Below are 20,609 nucleotides of genomic sequence, written 5' to 3' on the forward strand. Positions count from 1 at the left end.
GTCATAGGTAAAATGAATATTGACGTAGAAATGAAAGGGGATACATATGACATACACAGCTAATAAAGATCGATATCGTGATATGAAATATAATCGAGTTGGAAATTCTGGTTTATTATTGCCTGCTATTTCATTAGGGTTATGGCATAACTTTGGTGGAGTGGATACGTATGAAAATGGAAGAGCGATGTTGCACAAAGCCTTCGACTTGGGAATTACCCATTTTGATTTAGCAAACAACTATGGACCACCACCAGGTAGTGCAGAAGAAATGTTTGGAAAGATTATGAAAACTGAATTTGCCCCCTATCGGGATGAAATGGTGATTTCAACGAAGGCTGGATACCACATGTGGGATGGACCATATGGTGAATGGGGATCAAAAAAATACCTGATTGCAAGTCTTGACCAAAGCTTAAAACGTATGGGACTAGACTATGTTGATGTGTTTTATTCACATCGTCCTGATCCAAACACTCCTTTGGAAGAAACGATGGGAGCCCTTGATCAGATTGTTCGACAAGGGAAAGCATTATATGTTGGGATTTCAAGCTATGATGCGGTCCAAACAGCTGAAGCAGTAAAAATTTTAAACGACCTTGGAACACCTTTACTAATCCATCAGCCGAGTTATTCCATGTTTAATCGTTGGATTGAAGATGGCTTGCAGGATGTATTATCTGAAAATGGAGTAGGCTCAATCGCATTTTGCCCATTGGAGCAAGGCTTATTAACAAATAAATATATTTCAGGAATTCCATCTGATTCACGAGCAGCCAAAGCAAATACATTCTTAGATAAAGATAGAGTCACAGACCAAGTATTAAATCGTGTAAGACATTTAAATGAGCTTGCTGTAGAAAGAGGACAAAATTTAGCTCAAATGGCATTGGCTTGGGTCCTGCGCGAAGGAAGAGTTACTTCTGCACTAATTGGTGCAAGCAAGGTAAGCCAAATTGAAGAAAATGTTGCTGCATTAAATAACCTTGAATTTACTGCAGAAGAATTAGCAAGAATAGAAGAGATTCTTAAAAATTAATTTAAATCTATAAGTTAATTAATAGCTGACTATCATACATAGACTTCACTAGTTTTGAAGATCTAATTGTTTTGGTCAGCTTTTTCGGGTTTTTCTTCATTCTAGTTATAACTAACTGGGAGTATGCTAAATTAGCTTGAGAAGAAGATGTTCTTCTACTAAAAAGACGCGATAGATCCCAAAAGGCGAGATAACCTCGCAAAACTACCTTTTGCATTCTTAAAAAAGAAGGGTTATCATTTTCTTATCAGGTGTTTCAGGAGAGGGAATATGAAGGAATTAACATTTAGGTCATATGATCAATTTCAGCAATTTATTGAGCATAAGGTAATGGAAAAGGCAGTCATGAAAGGACTGCAAGATGAAAAACTTGCCACATTTAAAAAGGAATTTAAAGAAAGAGCAAATAAAATGTGGAAAGAAAATGATTGTGATCATTGGATAGAAAAACATGGGTATGTCGTCATTACGGTGTGGAAAGATGAAATAGGCAGAAGGAAAATAGCGAGAGGAAGGCCGAAAAAGCTTGAATCTGATAAGTTTAACCATTCGATTCACGTAAGACTTGATGATGATGCATACGAAAAGCTTAGCCAATATTGCCGAGAAAAAGATATTGATATATCAGAAGCTATAAGGCAATTGATAAGAGAACTGTAGAAGATATTTTTTGAAAAAAACACTCCAAAGGTAAAATTGATAAAATCCCTCCAATGTCGACAGTTGAAAAACTATTGACGTTGGGGGGGTTTTTTGATTCATTTCATAGCTAAACGGGCGCTTGCGCTTTTTTTCTTAGATCTTTATAGAAATATGGATAATATGTGAATAAAATCCATTTTGCAATAATATTTCAATAATAATCCTTTTCACTAATTATTTTTTGTGATACATTAAATACTGTAGTTGATAATCAATCTCATTAGTAACGAACCTGCTTAAGAATAAGCACATTTTTTTCGTGATGGATGATAATGATTATCAAACATAGCCTTTAATCACTTTTAAAGGCAGTTTTAGAAAAGTTAGCACTTGGAATGATAAACGTTTTCAGGTTGTCATGATGAGAATAAACACGTTATGAGGAATACAGATGAGACTATGGATGTTAATAATTGTAACTATAGTCCTGTCATGTGTATCGCTATTTATAGGTGCGATTGATATTAAGGTGAGTGACTTGCTGGATTGGGATTCTGATAAGACACAACTCTTTTTTATCAGTCGAGTGCCACGTTTATTGGCGATTATATTGGCGGGAGCAGGAATGAGTATTGCGGGTTTAATTATGCAGTCTTTAAGTCGAAATAAATTCGTCTCGCCAACGACTGCTGGTACCTTAGACGCAGCAAAACTAGGAATATTAATCTCAATGCTGTTTTTTACGAATACATCGTATATTCAAGAAATTATTTTTTGCTTCGTATTTGCTTTAATGGGTACATTTATTTTCACGCAAATTCTAGATCGTATTAAATTTAAAGATGTTATTTTCGTTCCGTTAATTGGGATTATGTACGGAAATATTTTGTCATCTATTACGACGTTTTTTGCATACGAGGCAGACCTTATTCAAAATATTTCTTCATGGTTAATGGGGAGTTTCACATTAGTTATAGCTGGTCGCTATGAGCTCTTATATGTAAGTATACCGGCGGTCATTTTAGCGTATCTCTATGCGAATAAATTTACCGTTGCAGGTATGGGTGAAGATTTTGCAAAGAACTTAGGCTTAAGTTATAAGCTTGTGTTAAATATAGGTCTTATCCTTGTTGCGATCATTTCTACAACTGTCGTATTAACAGTAGGAGTTATTCCGTTTTTAGGTTTAATTGTACCTAATATTGTATCTCTTTATTTAGGTGATAATTTACGTAAAACAATTCCACATACAGCAGTATTAGGGGTTGCCTTTCTATTAACATGTGACATTATTGGGCGTATTATTATTCACCCTTATGAGATTCCAGTTAACGTAACTGTGGCAGTAATTGGTAGTGCGATCTTCTTAATTATGTTATTTAGGGGGAGAGCATATGCGGAAAAATAGTACGAAGTTGATTTTTTTAGGGGTATTAGCAATTATTTGTATTTTGTTATATGGATTTTATGATATAAAAGGTGGTTTTGATTACGCCTTCCCAAGACGTATGATTCGGGTTACGGCAATGGTTATAACAGGGATTGCGATTGCATATGCGACAGTCGTTTTCCAGACAATCACACATAACCGTATTTTAACACCATCTGTAATGGGACTTGACTCAATGTACGAAGTAGTGCAAACGTTAATTTACTTCTTTGCAGGGTCAATGTCAATTTGGGTATTAAATAGATATCTAAATTTTGGTGTAGCAATTATTGCAATGGTATTATTTGCAATTCTTTTATATCGTTTCTTATTTCGCGCAGATAAGCATCCTATTTATTTACTCCTTTTAATCGGGATGATTATAGGTGCGCTTTTAGGAAGTCTTGTGACATTTTTACAAGTACTGATAGATCCAGTGGAATATTTAAGTCTGCAAACTCGCCTATTCGGTAACTTTACAAACGTAAAAGCTGATTTATTATATATTGCATTCGGAATATTAATCATTGCATTTATTTACGGTTATCTCATTATGGATAAGCTAGATGTTATGTCTCTTGGCCGTGAAAATGCAATTAACCTTGGTGTCAACTATGATCGTATGGTAATGAACATTTTAATTTTATCGTCGGTATTAATCGCGACATCAACAGCTCTTGTTGGCCCAATTACTTTCTTTGGCTTAATCGTGGCGAACCTTTCATATCAATATTTAGTTACATATAAGCACTCTATTTTAATTTTAGGTGCAAGTTTAATAAGTATTATTGCATTAGTAGGTGGTCAGTTCCTTGTTGAACATATTCTTGAATTACGTACAACGCTAAGTGTAATTATTAACTTTATCGGTGGTATTTACTTCATTTATTTATTATTAAAGGAAAGTAGGGCAGCAGGATGATTGAAATCAAGGGGTTAACGAAGCGATTTGGTAAAAAGCCTGTTGTAGAAGACGTATCTGTAACAATTGAACCGGGGACAATTACATCGTTTATTGGGCCTAATGGTGCCGGTAAATCTACACTTCTTTCTATGGTGAGCCGTTTATTGGATGCAGATACAGGCGAAGTATTACTTGATCAAAATAATGTAGAAAAATGGAAGTCAGCTGAGTTTGCTAAGCGCGTATCGATATTGAAGCAAGCAAACTACATTAATGTACGATTAAGGGTACGTGAGCTTGTTGCATTTGGTCGCTATCCATATTCAAAAGGACGACTTACAGCAGAAGATGAAAAATTTGTTGATCAAGCAGTTGAATATATGAACTTAACAGAGATGCAGGATAAGTTTTTAGATGAATTATCAGGCGGTCAAAAACAACGTGCGTTTATTGCGATGGTTATTGCGCAAGACACGGACTATGTATTACTTGATGAGCCTTTAAATAACTTAGATATGAAGCACTCTGTTCAAATTATGAAGATTTTACGTAAGCTTGTTGATGAGCTTGGCAAAACAGTGATCATTGTACTACATGATATTAACTTCGCGTCAGTATATTCAGACCGTATTGTCGCGTTGAAAAACGGTAGGCTTGTGAAAAATGGGCTAACGCATGAGATTATTAATTCGGATGCACTGCGTGAAATTTATGATATGGATATTCCAATTCAAGAACAAAATGGATGCCGCATTTGTGTATACTTCAATTCACATACATAGGCTAACTTTATTAATTAGGCTGACTCGCCAAACTTTGTTGCTTTGTAATAAGTATTGGTAAGGTTGATTGAAGCTTCAGGATGTTCGCTTTCCGTGGGGCGTGCGGTGAGCCTCCTCGACGCTTTGCGTCTGTGGGGTCTCACCTGTCCCGCTGCTCCCACAGGAGTCTCGCATATCCGTTCCAATCAACCTAATCAGTTTTTGTGCATAGAACCAGTTAAAAACAACAATCTTTTAGAAAAATAGCCATTAATTAAGAAAGCCTAGAGAAAATTTTTTCTTGTATAACTGTTTTCTCTAGGTATTGAATTTAATTAAATAAATTTTCCAGAATGGTATTGACGAGCATAATTTAAGGTTCTATAATGATAATGGTTATCATTGATAATGATTATCAATTACGATAAAAAATACATATAGATAAGAGGAGAATAAGACACATGAAAAAATGGAATGTAGTTATTGTACTATTAGCTATGATGTTAATGCTTGCTGCTTGTGGTTCCAATGAAGAAGCTTCAACAGAAGAACAAAAAGAAACGACTGCTGCAGAAGATCAAGCTACAGAAACTGATGGAGCTACAGATGAGGAAGGTCCTGTTTATCCAATGACTGTATCTCCAACAATTGCTTCAACTGAAAGCGAAGAAAAAGGTACAATTAGCTTTGAAGATGTTAAATTCGAGAAGATGCCAGAAAAAATTGTAGTATTTGATTATGGTATGTTAGATACATTGAATACCCTTGGTGTTGAGGGGATCGTTGGGGTTGCTAAAGACTCAAGCTTACCATCTCACCTTGAAGAGTATGCAAGTGATGAGTATGCAAACATTGGTAACTTAAAAACTCCATTACTTGAAGATATCGCAGCACTTGAACCAGACGTAATCTTCATTTCTGGTCGCCAATCTGCATTCTATGAGGAATTAAAAGAAATTGCTCCTGTAGTATTCGTTGGTACTCAAGAAGACGATTATTGGAACACATTCTTAGCTTCTGTAGATACCGCAGCTAAAATGTTCGGTAAAGAAGCTGAAGCTGATGAGTACCTTGCAAAATTTGATTCAGCATTAGAAGAAATCAAAGCATTAGGTGGTAACTATGAAACTTCATTAGTTACTATGTATAACGAAGGTAACTTATCTGGTTTCGCTAAAGAATCTCGTTTCGGTTACATTTATGATATTTATGGCTTCAAACCTGTAACGGAAGATATCGAAGCTTCTTCTCACGGTTCAAACTTTGGATTTGAAGCAATTTTAGAATTTGATCCACAAGTATTATTCGTAATTGACCGTACAGCAGCAACTAATGGTAACGAATCTAACATTGAAGCTGACATGGAAAACGATATTATTAAACAAACGACAGCTTACAAAAACAAACAAATCGTATACTTAGATGGTCCACTTTGGTACTTAAGTGGTGGCGGTTTACAATCTGAGCTTGCAAAAATTGAAGAAGTATTAGCTGAATTAGGTAAATAACTTGTATAAAGGCTGTCCAGAAAGTCAGTATTAACTGACTCGCTGGCAGCCTTTTCTTATTCTATTTTTTCATTTTGGTACTTTGTTGATTGGAGCGAATGTCTGCAGCGGAAATCAACAACGGAGTTTAACAGGAAATCTAAAAGGTGCATTGTGTTTTTTTGAATGATTATTCCTTTTTAACAAATAATATCAAGCATCATATTATTTTGTGTAAAGGGGGAACATCATCATGCTTAAGTATAATAAACAAACTAAATGTATAGAAAGAGTTGAATCATTTACACTCCCTACCACTGACGAGATTATTTGGTTTCATATTGAAAATAAGTCGTATCAAAAAACACTTGATACAATAACTGAACAGTTAAAGATACATCCTTTAGCAAAGCGGTTTATGGAAGAGTTTAGTGATCTTCCAAAAGTAAATATATTTAAGAATGAAGCTGTTATCTCAGTATTTTCAATTGAAGAGGACTTTCAGCCTGTAAAAATAAACATACTTGTCGGTACTAATTTCATCATTACACGTGAGCAAGAAAGTAATCTTCACTTACTTTCAGAAATTATAAAACACTTTGAAGAAAACCCAGAACATATGTCCCATACTGGTTATATTTTGTATCGAATCATAGACAAAGTATCAATCGAGTTTCTTCGTGCAGTTGATGAAATTGCCGATGAAATTCAAGCTTTAGAAAAAAGTGTATTTAAAGATCCATTTGAAAATAAGATTGGCAAAAAGGCTTACCGCTGGAAAGCAAAATTACATGATTTAAGGCAAATTATTGAACCTCAAGAAAACGTTATTAAATCAATTGGTCACTCAGAATTTCCTTATATTAATGAAGATTCAGGGTTCTATTTTCAGGACTTACAACATAATTATGCTCGGATCATTAGTGCCTTTGATACGTTTATAGAAAATATGGCAAGCATTTTCAACCTGCAGCTTTCATTAAAATCAGATCATACAAACACAATTATGAAGACATTAACGCTTGTAAGCGTGATTTTTATTCCAATGACCTTTATTGCCGGATTATATGGGATGAATTTTGAATACATACCTGAATTGAAATGGGATTATGGATATTTATATGTACTTTTATTAATTTTTGGTTTGGGGATTGGGATTGCTTTGTATTTTAGAAATAAAGGTTGGTGGGGAAAAAAGGGTGAATCTGAGAAAACAAAATGATCATGATTAATAAAAAGGATTATTCATATTGGGGGTTGGTGTATGCCTTATTAGTCCCAACCTTGTTTTCGGTTTTCTAACTTGTAAAATAGCTTCTCAATAGTACATTTGTACCTCGAGGTGTAATTTTCTGATATGGAACAATAAATATACTTATCTGTTAATGTAATATATCGAACTTTCGTTCTATACCACATATATCCCATATGTTATAATGTGAAAAAATGCTTGGAGTGATTTCTATTTTTAATCTAGAGGGTATATTCAAAGATGGTAGCTCCTCTTTTTTAGAAAAGGAACAGAGGAGATTAACAGAATTATATAGTCTTAATCTCATTGGTACTCCAGAGGAAAAATCATTTGATCAAATAACAAATTTGGCAAGTAGGCTTTTTGGAGTGCCAATATCTCTTATAACATTAATAACCGAGGATAAACAATGGTTTAAATCTTGTGTTGGGCTTCCAGACAATTTGAAGGAATCGCGCTCAACTGAACGAAGTGCTGCATTTTGTCATTGTGTAGTTGCTGATGGGAACCCATTAGTTGTTCAGGATTCGTCATTGGATGAGAGATTTATTAATAATCGCTTTGTAAAAGAATATAATATTCGCTTTTACGCAGGTGCTCCTATTATTACGAAAAATAATAATGTTTTAGGTTCATTATGTATTATAGATACAAAGCCTCGTTTATTTAGTGAAGAGGAGTTAAACACATTAATCGATTTAAGCAACTGGGTAAAGGCAGAAATAGAACTAAAAGCTGATTTAATTGAGAGAACAATTAGTGAACAATCCATTCGAACTCTTTATGAGGTGACAAGTAATAATGAGTTAAGTTTTCAAGATAAGTTAAGAAACCTTTTGATACTAGGATGCAAGCGATTTAATTTCCCTAATGGTGTTGTTTCACGGATAAAGAATAACCAGTATGAGGTTCTTGAAGCAATTGGTGCATCAGCAGATTTCTTAAAGCAAGGGGATCTAATTCCGCTAACAGATACGTGTTCATCAAATGTAGCTGCTTCTTTAGAGCCGGTCCATATAAAAGATTCATATAATCAATACACGGTTAATGGATTTAAGATAGACGAATATATAGGAGCACCTATATTTGTAAATAAACAATTTTACGGGACGTTTTGTTTTATATCAGGAAGTCATGATGTACGAACGATAACTTACTCAGATTTAGAGTTTTTACAATTAATGGCACAGTGGATTGGGAATGAACTAGAACGATTACAATCTAAAACAAAACTAAAAGAAAGTCAGGAGCGTTTGCAGCAAATTGCTAATAATATTAAGGAAGCATTTTGGATGTTTGATATAAAAGAGGAAAAACTCCTATATATGAGTTCTGCATGGTTTGATATTTCTGGAATGACTTTTGAAGATTTTAATCAAAATCCGACGTTGTGGCTAAATGCTATTCATCCTGATGATCTTGAATATACAGTCAATCGTTTTAAAGATATAAAAGAAAGTGGAGAATTTGATTATCGGTTGTTTCATGCAAATGGAACGATTCGTTGGATTCGTAATCGAATTGTACCAATTTTTAATAAAGAAGGAATAATCTCTAAAATAGTTGGAGTTGCAGAAGATATTACCGATTCTAAAATAAATGAAGAATTACTACGAAAATCCGATAAGCTTGCAGCGGTTGGACAATTAGCAGCCAGTATTGCTCATGAAATTAGAAATCCATTAACTAGTATTAAAGGATTTATGCAATTAATAAATAATGAACAATGTTCATTTAAAGAGATATTAATATCAGAGTTTAATCAAATTGAAAATTTCATTAATGAAATTCTCATGCTTGCAAATCCTCATCATGAAACAACTTATGAGAAAAAGCCTATTGATAAGTTAGTGCAAGAAGTTGTGAATACAATAAAAGGACAAGCCAACTTACATGAAATCCAGTTTTCCTTAAAAATGAATGATGAAACAATAACCATTCTTTGTGATGGGAATCAGATTAAACAGGCATTCCAAAATATTATTGAAAATGCAGTTGAGGCGATGCCTGATGGTGGGTTGGTATCTATTGAAATTGGAACGGAATTGGAACAGTTTGTGTATGTCTTAGTTGAAGACCAAGGTATAGGAATCACAAAGGAAAGACTAACGAAATTAGGGGAGCCTTTTTACTCCAATAAAGAAAAAGGCAGTGGTTTAGGATTAATGATAAGCTATAATATCATCCAAAATCATCAAGGTAGAATTGAATTTACTAGTCAGCTCAACAAGGGAACAAAGGTGAAAGTTTTATTACCAATAGAATGTTAAATTATTTAAAGACAAGTCCCTCTTAATTATTTTGAGAGGGGTTTTTTGCACGCTTTTGAGCATATGTACGATGTTTTAATGTAGCCTATCTCACGTTTAATAAGGTCAGAGTAGCTTAAATAAACGTTCGTTTAAATGAATATTGGCTAAGAAACATCAAATACTAGAAGAAAAAGTGACTTTTGGAGGCATGTATGAATACGCTGATAATCCTGGTACATCCTTGTGAGGATAGCTTTAATCATGCTATATGCGATAAAGTGAGAAATCATCTAATACATAAAAACTACGAGGTTAAAGTAAGGGATTTGTATAAACTGAAATTTAATCCTATTTTAACAGAGGACAATCATACAAGCTTTTACCAAACGAAACTTCCTAAAGAAATTCAACTAGAACAGAATGAGATATCTTGGGCGGAAAATCTAATTTTTATTTTCCCTTCCTGGTGGTGTGGTATGCCTGCGATGATGAAAGGGTATTTTGATCGTGTATTTACAAATGGATTCGCTTTTAGATTTGATAAAAGTGAAGTGGATGGACTTCTTAAAGGCAAGAAGGCAGTTATTTTTCAGACAACTAGCCAAACTGAGGAGTTTATGAAGCCTAATCAACTTGTTTCATCAATGGAAACAGCGATGGATGTTGGAATTTTTGATTACTGTGGAATTGATATTATCACCCATAAATTCTTCTTCTCTGTTCCCTATATTGATAAAGAATCAAGAGAAAAGATGTTAAAAGAAGCAGAAGGTATTGTTGATATTTTATAAATGAAAAGTGGGGGACTGTCCCCCATTTACAAAATTTTAACAATTAAAGGTGTAAATCTATGTACTCTGTTAATATTGGTGATTATAGCTGTGATATAATGAACCTATTAATAGAGGAAAGAGTGGAAGGTAATGAAGAAGCTATCATATTTATTGATTGTTGTTGGTCTTTGTATAGTTGCTTATGCTGTATGGGAAATTGCTGATACAAAGATGCAAACTTCTAAGTCTTTAGATGAGGCAAAAGCTATTGTTGAATCTCCGCCTAGTAAAGAAGTGTATAAAGAAGAGGACGGGACATTTAAACCACCAATGGGTGAAGCAGTCGGTATTTTACAAATCCCAAGATTGAATGCTGATTTACCTATTGTTGAAGGAACGGATCCTGATGATCTTGAAAAAGGGGTTGGGCACTACAAAGGCAGCTATTACCCTGATGAAAAGGGCCAAATTGTCTTGTCCGGGCATCGTGACACGGTGTTTCGTAAGGCGGGAGAACTTGAAATAGGAGACTCACTTGAAATAGTCCTACCATACGGCAACTTTGAATATGAAATTACTGAAACGAAAATCGTAGAGTCTGATGATTTAAGTATCATTACTCTGCAAAACGAAACAGAAGAGCTTCTCCTCACAACATGTTATCCATTCAGCTACGTCGGAAATGCTCCACAACGATATATTATTTATGCTAAAAAGAAGACAGTTTAATACGCTGTAAAAATATAATCAGCCTGAGTCAGATTTAATAAGGACTTAGGCTGATTGTTTTTATTGTATAAAAAATGCCCCTTAGCTAGCATGTAATGAAGATTGCTCAAGTGAAATCTTCTTTCGATAAACAATTTTTGATAGTGTAATACTAAATTCGTATAGCAGCAACAAAGGCACAATAACTAAAATATCAGATATAAAATCAGGCGGTGTTATAAAAACGGATATCACAATTAAGATAAAATAAGAAATTTTTCTTGTCTTTGCAAGCTTTTGTGGATTAATAATACCTAGTCTTGTTAAAAACATTATGACTGCTGGCATCTCAAATAAAAATCCAAAAGGTAATGTAAGGTTAATCATAAAGCGAAAGTATTTATCAACAGTAAAAAATGTTTCAAATTGATTTCCTGCTAGACTTTGTAAGAAGCCTAATACGATTGGGAATAATAAAAAATAACCGAAGGCAATTCCTGAAATAAATAATATAAAAATTCCTGGGATAAATGCTAAAGTTACACGTTGTTCCTCTTTCTTTAATCCAGGTTTGACAAATAACCATACTTGAAAAGCAGCAACAGGAATAGTTAGTGTAATTGCGCTAAATCCAGCAATCGCCATATATACCCAAAGAATATCTCCAGGACCTAATATGGCTAATTTATCATCTAGGTCTTTTACTAAGAAGTCATGAATATCCTTTACGAAAATAAAGGAGACAAGCAGAAAAATAATAAAGGAAGTCAGGGTAATAATGATTCGCTTTCGCAATTCTCCTAAATGTTCAATAACGTTTTTTTCTGTTAAATCCATATGTAGAGCTCCTTTCTGAAAAAGAAAACAAAAACACAAGTTTTAAACTTTATAAGTGAAAAAAATGTAAGCAGGAAACTGAATTGACCCACTTACATCTTTCGCTCTTTAGCTACCCGTTTTACTTTTGGAATTATCGATCGCTTGAAGCTGTTTTACATCCTCTGGATGATCTTTTTCCTTACTATCTCCATGTACTAGATCATTTGTTGCTTTTTTAAATTCTTTTAAGGTTGATCCAAATGCTCGTCCTATTTCAGGAAGCTTTGAAGGGCCAAAAATAATTAATGCGATTACTAGGATGATGATTAGTCCGGGAATACCTATGTTTTGTAACATATGAAACCTCCAATAATTAGTAATAGTTCACTTAAAGGATGGCATGCTCTAAAGAGAATGCAACTGTCCTCATACCTCCAACCTTTTATAAGTTCCTACGATTCATGTTTCGAAACTCCTTTTGGTTTACTAATAAAGATCCCTCCTTAATATTTTGAGATGAGTATCAATTCTGTAAGTCCTATGTACAAGCTACCAATTGAATATTAACGAAATGTATTTGTTATGTTAATGTTTTATTAACCTGAGAAAAACAAGTAAAAAGCACCAGTCTTTAAGTAGGTTATACGTAATAACACGTCCCTTAAATACTAGTGCTTAACGTGATTTAGTTAGGTAATTAGTAGTGCTATGCTTTCTTTACTAATGGCAGCATGTCCTTTGGGAGGCCAGCCTCAACATTTATTTCTTCACCTGTTATTGGGTGAAGAAGAGAAACCTTAGCTGCATGGAGGGCTTGCCTGCTAATGATCCCTTGTTTTCCACCGTATAATACATCTCCAATAATCGGAAAACCAATTGAGCTTAAATGTACACGAATTTGATGGGTTCTCCCTGTATCAAGCTGAAGTGATACAATCGATAAGTTAATAGCTGGTAAATATTGTTCTACTTGATAATGTGTCAACGCCGTTTGACCATTTGGGGAAACTCTCCTCCGTGTAGCATGATGTCGGTCTCTTCCAATCGGTTGGTTAATTTCACCTTTTAAATGAGGTAATTTTCCTTCGACAAAAGCGATATATGTACGTTTAATATTTCTTAGCTTTAGAGCTTGATCCATAAGGGAATTGGCTAAGTCATGTTTAGCAAAAATGATCGCACCAGACGTATCTTTATCTAGCCGGTGGATATGTCGTATCTTTATTTGAAGACCGTTCATTTGATAATAGGAGGCAATATGATTTGCTAAAGTTCCTTTTTGTCCAGGAACATTCGGATGCGTGTCAATCCCAGCATCTTTATTGACGATTAACAAATGATCATCTTCATATAGAACGTCAATAGGTCGATACTCAGGTATTACTCCGAAATCTTCATTCTTAAATATATGTAAATATAAGCGGTCACCAAGATTAAGTCTATGATTGACGTCTGCTTTGCTGTCATTTTTTTTTATAGCTGATTCATTATTCCATTTCTGGATAAGAGCTTTAGATACACCAAGTTCCTTTGAAAGGAAGTGAAATACTGTGTTAGGAGTCCATTTACTTGGAATTACAATTTCTAGCCATTCGCCTATTTGTTTCAAGCTGATCACCAATCCTTTAATGTACATACTGTGTGTTGCCATTCCTTTTTAAAAAGTATACAGAACTAATAATGGATGTACAATCTAGTTCCGGTAACACTTACCTCTGCAATGTCGAAATAGAGTGTGGTATGCTAACTATAGTTACAAAAAAAGTGTTTGATAGATGATTATCGATAGCATTGTTTTTTTTTAAAAGTTAACAAAGTTTAAATTCTGACGTCTAAAAAGGGTGATAGAGATGAAGGTTGTTGTTGCGTCAACAGAAGAACAAGAACGTCATATAGATGAGCTTGTTGAACAAATATATACAGAAGTATTTCCAAGATTTTTCCCAGATACTGAAATTAAAACTTTAAAAGGGCAGAAGGTGTTACAGCCCCAGGATTCAGATCAAATGTATAATGGTACATTGAAAGATGCCTTTCATATTATTTCTAGTCTCCAAGCTGTCATTGCCGTACTGGAACATATTAACGATTGCAAGCATGAACGGGAGTATCAAGAAATGTTTGAACGTAATTGCAATAATTTAAATGAATATGGATACTTTTTTCCATTATCATTTTCTCAATTTAAAGAGGCTGAGAGTCAGGACGGGGAATTCAGTGAGTTTATTAAACCTGCAAATAGCTTGATAATATAAATAGAAAACGCGGCCCTTTACTAGAAAGTAATGGAACCGCGTTTTTTTACTTATTGTAGAAATATCAGTAAAGATTAGCTTCAGACTTCAGATCGCAATCCAAGTATTTCTTTATTCAGCCTTCCAATCTGTTAACAGAGTCTGGAAAGCTTCCTTTGTATTAGATCCCTCACTACGAGCAACTTCTTTTCCATCTTTGTAATGGACAAGAGTTGGGGTTGCATTAATACGGTATTGATTCCAACCATCTTCATACTCTAATAAGTTAAATTGATTGATTTCAACACCAACCTCTTCAGCTACTGGCATTAGAACTGGTGTAGTAACCTGACAGTGTTCACAAGTAGGGCTAAAGAAATAGACAATCATATCATCTTTATCCTCTAATTTTTGTTCTAACTCATCAGGGAGAATGATGTTTTGATAATTAGGATCATCTAATTGATCAATTGTTGCAGTATGTAAATCATCCTTTCCATATACATTGCCTTCTGCCTTTTCACTTTTTTGATAGGTTGTTACAAATGCTAAAGCTCCAAAGAGAACAATAATAATTGCACCAAAAATAAGAATTTTTTTCAACTTAACGACCTGCCTTTTTTAAAATTAGTATACTTGTAATGAAAATGATGATAAATGCTACAAGTGCCAAGAAAGGAATGGTAATAAATCCAAGCCAGTTTATGTATTCACCAGTGCAAGGAACGATACCACATGAAATTGATTTTTCTCCTAGAAAGTCAATCTTTTGGATGCTGTAATGGTAGATAGAAATACATCCGCCGATCGTTGATAGAATTAGTGAATAAAGAGCGATCGAAGCATCTTTTTTAAACACGCCAATTCCTAAAATGATAACTAACGGATACATAAATATTCGTTGATACCAACAAAGTTCACATGGTGTGTATTGTAATATTTCAGAAAAGTAGAGGCTTCCCAGTGTAGCAATAAAAGAAGCGATCCAGCCAATAGACAATAAATTTTCAACTCGCTTTTCATTCGAGCTCGACATGACATCCCCTCGCAATTACTTGTGTTTCTTTAAATTATAGTCGTTCCAGAATGGACTGTAAAATGGATAGATTGTGAATTTGCAGGAAATTATCGTTGAATTTACCTTATTCTTAATAATCGAACGAAATAGAACATGATTACTTTTTAATTTTTACTTAAATTTCACAAACTATCCATGATAAAAACTTCTATAAATAAAGTTCAAACAACTGCCCATACTATGATTCGAAAGGGGTGGATCATCTTGAATACAATTCAAGAATGTATGACAACTAACGTAGCAACAGTATCTTCTAATCAAACGATTAAGGAAGCTGCAGAAATCATGAGTCAAGATAATGTTGGTTCGATTCCAGTTGTAGATAATGGTCAGCTTAAAGGAATTATTACTGACCGTGATATTACGACTCGTTCAACTGCGCAAGGTGGCGATATTAATACACCTATTTCACAAGTCATGTCGACAAACCTTGTCTCAGGACATACATCAATGTCCGCAGAGGAAGCAGCAAAGGTAATGGCACAGCATCAAATTCGCCGCTTACCGATCGTTGAAAACAATCAGCTAGTAGGAATCGTCGCGCTTGGTGACTTAGCAACTAACCAAATGTCAGACCAAGCAGCAGGAGTAGCATTAACAAACATTTCTGAACCAAATAAAACAACCTAAGCAAAGGAGGGGTAGGCACTTGTGTCTGCCTCTTTTTCATGGCCTCATAACTCTAATAATACATACTCTACGCACAAAGGATTTGAAGAATGAAAAAGTTATCCAATTTTTGTATAATACTTAAGAGGTGATGAAATCTATGATAAAAGCGATTGTTTTTGACTTTGATGGGTTGATTTTAGATACAGAAACACATGAATATGAAGTACTATGTGAAATTTTTGAAGAACATGAATGTGAATTACCTTTAAGTATTTGGGGGGAATTGATTGGTACAAAATCAGATTTTAGTCCTTTTACTTATCTTGAGGAACAAACTAAAAAAGCACTTGATCATAATGAATTGTCAAACCTACAAAAGGAGCGATTTTCGCAAAGAATTGCTCAAGAAAAAGCAAGGCCAGGTGTTATTGACTATTTAGAAGCAGCCAAAACAATGGACCTAAAAATTGGGCTGGCTTCTAGCTCAAATTACGAATGGGTGTCATCTCATTTAAAAAGGATTAATTTATTAGATCGTTTTGAATGTATTCGGACTTCTGATCATGTTGAAGTTGTAAAACCTGACCCTGCATTATATTTAGAAGCAGCGAAATGTCTCGGGGTAAAACCTGAGGAGTGCATTGCTTTTGAGGACTCAGCAAATGGTGCGTTAGCTGCGAAGCGTGCTGGGATGAAATGCGTAACTATACCAAACACCGTCACAAAAGATTTAGTTTTTTGTCAAGTAGATCACAGCTTAGAATCAATGGCAAATATGGAACTAAAGGAATTGATCTCGTTTTTAGAAAAGCAATAAAGGGTAATATATCATTGAGATATTTATTTCAAAGGAGCTACCATCATGTCAGAAGAGCTAGATTTATCTAAATTTGAGAAAAAAATGATTATACGTAATATCGAAGAGAGTGATATTGATGAACTTTTAAAGCTTCAAGGCAAATGTTTTCCAGGTTTGACACCTTGGAAGAGAGAACATCTTGAAAGTCATATAGAGCATTTCCAAGAAGGTCAGTTTTGTGCGGAGTTAGAAGGGAAAATCATTGGTTCATGCTCTAGTTTATTAATTAACTTTGATGAATACGATGATCGTCATACATGGGATGATATTACCGATAATGGTTATATTACAAACCATAATCCTGATGGATACAATATGTATGGAATTGAAGTAATGGTACATCCCAACTATCGTCGCATGAAAATTGGACACCGTTTATATGAGGCTAGGAAGGATTTAGCTAGAAGATTAAACTTAAAAAGCATCATTATTGGTGGACGGATCCCTAATTATTACAAATATGCAGATGAATTAACACCTAGAGAATATGTGCAGCAAGTGACGTTACATAAAATATATGATCCAGTTCTCTCTTTTCAGCTATTAAATGAATTTACATTAATGAGAATAAATCCAAATTATTTATCCGATGATTTGGCTTCATATAAATATGCGACACTGATGGAGTGGAATAATGTCGATTATCAGCCAAACACAAAGAGATATTACAAAACATCTCATCCAGTCCGTATTTGTGTTGTGCAATATATGATGAAACAAATTAACTCATTTGATGAATTTGCTAAGCAGGTTGAATATTATACAGATGTTGCTTCAGATGCAGGTTCTGATTTTGCAGTGTTCCCAGAAATTTTCACTACTCAACTAATGTCATTTCTCGATGAAAAGGTGCCAAGTAAAGCAATTCAGAAGTTAACTGAGTATACGGAAGACTATATTGAATTATTTACTGAGTTAGCAGTCAGATATAACGTAAATATTATTGGCGGATCACATGTTGTCGAGGAAGAAGGACGGATTTATAATATTGCTTACTTATTTAGACGAGATGGTACAATTGAAAAGCAATATAAACTTCATATTACCCCAAATGAGAGAAAATGGTGGGGAATTAGCCGTGGTAAAAAAGTAAATGTATTTGATACAGACTGTGGAAAAATAGCGATTCAAATTTGTTATGATATTGAGTTTCCTGAGCTTGCGAGGATTGCGACTGATATGGGAGCTAGAATCATTTTTACTCCATTCTGTACAGAGGACCGTCAAGGCTACTTAAGAGTTCGTTATTGTTCACAGGCCCGTGCAGTGGAAAATCAAATTTACACTGTTATTGCGGGAACTGTAGGCAATCTGCCACAAACAGAAAATATGGATATTCAATACGCGCAATCTGCCATTTTTGCCCCATCTGATTTTGAATTTGCCCGAGATGGGATTGTTGTGGAATGTAATTCGAATATTGAAATGGTGGCCATTGGTGATGTAGATTTAGAAATCTTAAGACGCAAACGACAATCTGGTACCGTTAATCAATTAAAGGATCGAAGAAATGATATTTACTCAATTAATTATAAAAAGAATAATTAATGAAATTGTAAACTGACTCATGATTGGGTCAGTTTTTTTGTCGTTAGCAGAACTTTTAAATTTTTGTTCTGTGAATTAGGTGCACGAAATACCTTTCCAGCGCTTTTGTTCTGAAGCTATCCCTAGAGTGAAAAAAATCTTAAATAAATATCAAGAAGCAGTAGTCGTTTTTTGTCGATGAATTAATATGTTAAGAAAGTAAAAACTAAAGAGTATTCTACTTAGCAATATTCAGTTACTTTTACAAAATTGTTCTAAAATAACTTCTTAATACAATCTCCCTAAAAGGTAGTCGATAACTGCAGATTTTGTAGAAATTCAATTATGTTGAAATTCCTAGAATATGCTAAAATAGGAATGTTATTTCGATAGAATACTATGATAAAACAAATCCAGGAGGTAAAGATGAGCTGGGAACAGAACTATCAACGTTGGAACAATAAACAAGATTTAGATCAAGAATTACAAACTCTATTAACTGAAATTAAAGGCAATGAAAAAGTGTTAGAAGATTGCTTTTACAAGGATTTAGAATTTGGAACGGGTGGTATGCGCGGAGAAATTGGACCGGGTACAAACCGTATGAATTTATACACAGTTCGTAAAGCATCTGAGGGCTTGGCATCTTACATAGATTCTTTTGGTGAGGAAGCAAAAAAACGTGGTGTAGCTATTGCTTATGATTCTCGTCATAAGTCACCAGAATTCGCAATGGAAGCTGCAAAGACGTTGGCTTCTCATGGAATTCAAACATACGTATTTGAAGAGTTACGTCCGACTCCAGAGCTATCATTTGCAGTACGCTACCTGAATGCATTTTCAGGGATTGTGATTACAGCAAGTCATAATCCTCCAGAGTATAATGGCTATAAAGTATATGGTGATGATGGTGGACAATTGCCGCCAGCAGCAGCTGATACAGTGATCTCCTATGTGAATAAAGTAGAGGATGAATTACTAGTAGAGGTAAAGGAAGAGGCTGAATTAAAAGAGCAAGGTCTTATCAAAATGATTGGTGAAGAAATTGATGAAGCTTATACAGAGAAACTAACAACAATCTCTGTTAATCCTACTCTTTCAAAAGAGGTAGAAGTAAAAGTAGTGTTCACTCCATTACATGGAACAGCAAATAAACCTGTTCGTCGCGGATTACAAGCACTTGGCTATGAAAATGTAACCGTTGTAAAGGAGCAAGAACTACCAGATCCAAATTTCTCAACAGTTAAATCACCTAATCCAGAAGAGCATGATGCCTTCACTCTTGCAATTCGTGACGGTGAGGCAATTGATGCAGATCTACTTATCGGTACAGATCCAGATGCAGACAGACTTGGTGTAGCGGTAAAAGATAATGAAGGTAAATATGTTGTCCTAACTGGTAACCAAACAGGAGCACTTCTTCTTCATTACTTACTTTCAGAGAAGAAAGTAAATGGATCACTACCAAGCAATGGCGTTGTGTTAAAAACAATTGTAACTTCTGAAATTGGCCGTGATATTGCAAAATCATTTGGCTTAGATACTATAGATACGTTAACAGGATTTAAATTTATTGGTGAGAAAATTAACGAGTATGAAAGAACTGGACAATATCAATTCCAGTTTGGCTATGAAGAAAGCTATGGCTATTTAATTGGGGATTTTGCTCGTGATAAAGATGCAATCCAAGCTGCATTATTAGCAGTTGAAGTGAGTGCTTTTTATAAAAAGAAAGGGCTAACCCTGTATCAAGGCTTGCTTGAAATCTTTAAAGAGTATGGCTATTACAAGGAAGGCTTGCAATCTCTAACATTAAAAGGAAAAGAAGGCGCAGAACAAATCCAGAGCATTCTTCATTCCTTTAGAACAAATCCTCCAACTGAAGTAGCTGGTAAAAAAATTACGACAATTGAGGATTATAAAACAAGTGAACGTCAAAACGTATTAGAAGGCACAACAGATACGATCGATTTGCCTGGTTCAAATGTTTTAAAATATATTCTAGAAGATAACTCATGGTTCTGTGTAAGACCATCAGGAACAGAGCCAAAAGCAAAGTTTTACTTTGGGGTTAAGAGTGACACTCTAGAACAAAGTGAACAACAACTAGCAGCACTTGAAGCTGGTGTAATGGAAAAGGTAAATGAATTAATTGCTGCACTTAGCAAGTAAAATGATTGAAGCGGACAATAGCTGTTGTCCGCTTTCTTAAAATTAGGCTGTTTTCGCAAAC

20 protein-coding genes are annotated in these 20,609 nt (G+C 34.6%); 15 read left to right on the top strand and 5 right to left on the bottom strand.

What is annotated here, in order from left to right:
• Positions 1 to 46 precede the first annotated feature (46 nt).
• The 10 genes from mgrA (at position 47) to HUW50_RS12345 (ending at position 11,268) form a co-directional block, all read left to right on the top strand.
• Positions 47 to 1,039, top strand: a complete 993-nt coding sequence (gene mgrA / locus HUW50_RS12300) for an L-glyceraldehyde 3-phosphate reductase (RefSeq protein WP_185653954.1) — start codon at positions 47 to 49, stop codon at positions 1,037 to 1,039.
• A gap of 270 nt (positions 1,040 to 1,309) precedes the next feature.
• Entirely contained in the window at positions 1,310 to 1,699 is a 390-nt protein-coding gene (locus tag HUW50_RS12305) for a ribbon-helix-helix protein, CopG family (RefSeq protein ID WP_185653955.1), read from the top strand.
• Between the two features lie 433 nt (positions 1,700 to 2,132).
• Positions 2,133 to 3,089, top strand: a complete 957-nt coding sequence (locus tag HUW50_RS12310; protein WP_185653956.1) for an ABC transporter permease — start codon at positions 2,133 to 2,135, stop codon at positions 3,087 to 3,089.
• Positions 3,076 to 4,032 carry an iron chelate uptake ABC transporter family permease subunit gene (locus HUW50_RS12315; RefSeq protein WP_185653957.1) on the top strand — a complete coding sequence of 319 codons (957 nt, stop codon included), beginning with the start codon at positions 3,076 to 3,078 and terminating at the stop codon, positions 4,030 to 4,032. Before HUW50_RS12310 ends, HUW50_RS12315 begins: the two co-directional genes overlap by 14 nt.
• Positions 4,029 to 4,796, top strand: a complete 768-nt coding sequence (locus HUW50_RS12320; protein ID WP_185653958.1) for an iron ABC transporter ATP-binding protein — start codon at positions 4,029 to 4,031, stop codon at positions 4,794 to 4,796. The genes HUW50_RS12315 and HUW50_RS12320 overlap by 4 nt, the downstream gene beginning before the upstream one ends.
• A gap of 440 nt (positions 4,797 to 5,236) precedes the next feature.
• Positions 5,237 to 6,283, top strand: coding sequence for a siderophore ABC transporter substrate-binding protein (locus HUW50_RS12325; protein WP_185653959.1), 1,047 nt, complete (start codon positions 5,237 to 5,239; stop codon positions 6,281 to 6,283).
• A gap of 232 nt (positions 6,284 to 6,515) precedes the next feature.
• On the top strand, positions 6,516 to 7,484 hold the full coding sequence (locus HUW50_RS12330) for a magnesium transporter CorA family protein (RefSeq protein ID WP_066337236.1): 969 nt from the start codon (positions 6,516 to 6,518) through the stop codon (positions 7,482 to 7,484).
• A 224-nt stretch (positions 7,485 to 7,708) separates the two neighbouring features.
• Positions 7,709 to 9,784, top strand: coding sequence for a GAF domain-containing protein (locus HUW50_RS12335; protein WP_185653960.1), 2,076 nt, complete (start codon positions 7,709 to 7,711; stop codon positions 9,782 to 9,784).
• A gap of 194 nt (positions 9,785 to 9,978) precedes the next feature.
• On the top strand, positions 9,979 to 10,557 hold the full coding sequence (locus tag HUW50_RS12340) for an NAD(P)H-dependent oxidoreductase (protein WP_066337229.1): 579 nt from the start codon (positions 9,979 to 9,981) through the stop codon (positions 10,555 to 10,557).
• A gap of 132 nt (positions 10,558 to 10,689) precedes the next feature.
• A complete protein-coding gene (locus tag HUW50_RS12345) occupies positions 10,690 to 11,268 on the top strand; it encodes a class D sortase (RefSeq protein ID WP_066337226.1) in 579 nt (192 codons plus the stop codon).
• Between the two features lie 81 nt (positions 11,269 to 11,349).
• On the opposite strand, the gene tatC is transcribed toward HUW50_RS12345, so the two are convergent.
• The 3 genes from tatC to HUW50_RS12360 form a co-directional block, all read right to left on the bottom strand.
• Positions 11,350 to 12,084: a twin-arginine translocase subunit TatC gene (gene tatC, locus HUW50_RS12350; protein ID WP_066337225.1), complete on the bottom strand. Its 735-nt coding sequence runs from the start codon at positions 12,082 to 12,084 to the stop codon at positions 11,350 to 11,352.
• A 108-nt stretch (positions 12,085 to 12,192) separates the two neighbouring features.
• Positions 12,193 to 12,423: a twin-arginine translocase TatA/TatE family subunit gene (gene tatA / locus HUW50_RS12355; RefSeq protein WP_066337223.1), complete on the bottom strand. Its 231-nt coding sequence runs from the start codon at positions 12,421 to 12,423 to the stop codon at positions 12,193 to 12,195.
• A 349-nt stretch (positions 12,424 to 12,772) separates the two neighbouring features.
• Complete coding sequence (locus HUW50_RS12360; protein WP_185654059.1) at positions 12,773 to 13,681, bottom strand: RluA family pseudouridine synthase; 909 nt, start codon at positions 13,679 to 13,681, stop codon at positions 12,773 to 12,775.
• 235 nt (positions 13,682 to 13,916) lie between these two features.
• Between HUW50_RS12360 and HUW50_RS12365 the strand changes: the two genes are divergently transcribed.
• Positions 13,917 to 14,321, top strand: coding sequence for a DUF5365 family protein (locus HUW50_RS12365; RefSeq protein ID WP_066337219.1), 405 nt, complete (start codon positions 13,917 to 13,919; stop codon positions 14,319 to 14,321).
• A 111-nt stretch (positions 14,322 to 14,432) separates the two neighbouring features.
• Here the strand turns inward: HUW50_RS12365 and HUW50_RS12370 are convergent, their stop codons facing one another.
• Together HUW50_RS12370 and HUW50_RS12375 are read right to left on the bottom strand one after the other, a co-directional pair.
• Positions 14,433 to 14,903, bottom strand: coding sequence for a thioredoxin family protein (locus HUW50_RS12370; RefSeq protein ID WP_066337214.1), 471 nt, complete (start codon positions 14,901 to 14,903; stop codon positions 14,433 to 14,435).
• Position 14,904: 1 nt separating this feature from the next.
• On the bottom strand, positions 14,905 to 15,336 hold the full coding sequence (locus tag HUW50_RS12375; protein ID WP_066337212.1) for a disulfide oxidoreductase: 432 nt from the start codon (positions 15,334 to 15,336) through the stop codon (positions 14,905 to 14,907).
• Positions 15,337 to 15,582: 246 nt separating this feature from the next.
• Here HUW50_RS12375 and HUW50_RS12380 point away from each other — a divergent pair, with 246 nt between their 5' ends.
• The 4 genes from HUW50_RS12380 to HUW50_RS12395 all read left to right on the top strand — a co-directional run bounded on the left by HUW50_RS12380 (position 15,583) and on the right by HUW50_RS12395 (position 20,548).
• Positions 15,583 to 16,008 (top strand): CBS domain-containing protein, encoded by a 426-nt coding sequence (locus HUW50_RS12380; RefSeq protein ID WP_066337210.1) that lies wholly within the window; start codon positions 15,583 to 15,585, stop codon positions 16,006 to 16,008.
• 139 nt (positions 16,009 to 16,147) lie between these two features.
• On the top strand, positions 16,148 to 16,807 hold the full coding sequence (locus HUW50_RS12385; RefSeq protein WP_066337208.1) for an HAD family hydrolase: 660 nt from the start codon (positions 16,148 to 16,150) through the stop codon (positions 16,805 to 16,807).
• A 45-nt stretch (positions 16,808 to 16,852) separates the two neighbouring features.
• On the top strand, positions 16,853 to 18,397 hold the full coding sequence (locus tag HUW50_RS12390; protein WP_066337206.1) for a bifunctional GNAT family N-acetyltransferase/carbon-nitrogen hydrolase family protein: 1,545 nt from the start codon (positions 16,853 to 16,855) through the stop codon (positions 18,395 to 18,397).
• Positions 18,398 to 18,802: 405 nt separating this feature from the next.
• Positions 18,803 to 20,548 (top strand): phospho-sugar mutase, encoded by a 1,746-nt coding sequence (locus tag HUW50_RS12395; protein ID WP_066337204.1) that lies wholly within the window; start codon positions 18,803 to 18,805, stop codon positions 20,546 to 20,548.
• Positions 20,549 to 20,609 lie beyond the last annotated feature (61 nt).

Origin of the sequence: Metabacillus sp. KUDC1714 (assembly GCF_014217835.1) — a bacterium.
Classification (GTDB): Bacteria; Bacillota; Bacilli; order Bacillales; family Bacillaceae; genus Metabacillus; species Metabacillus rhizosphaerae.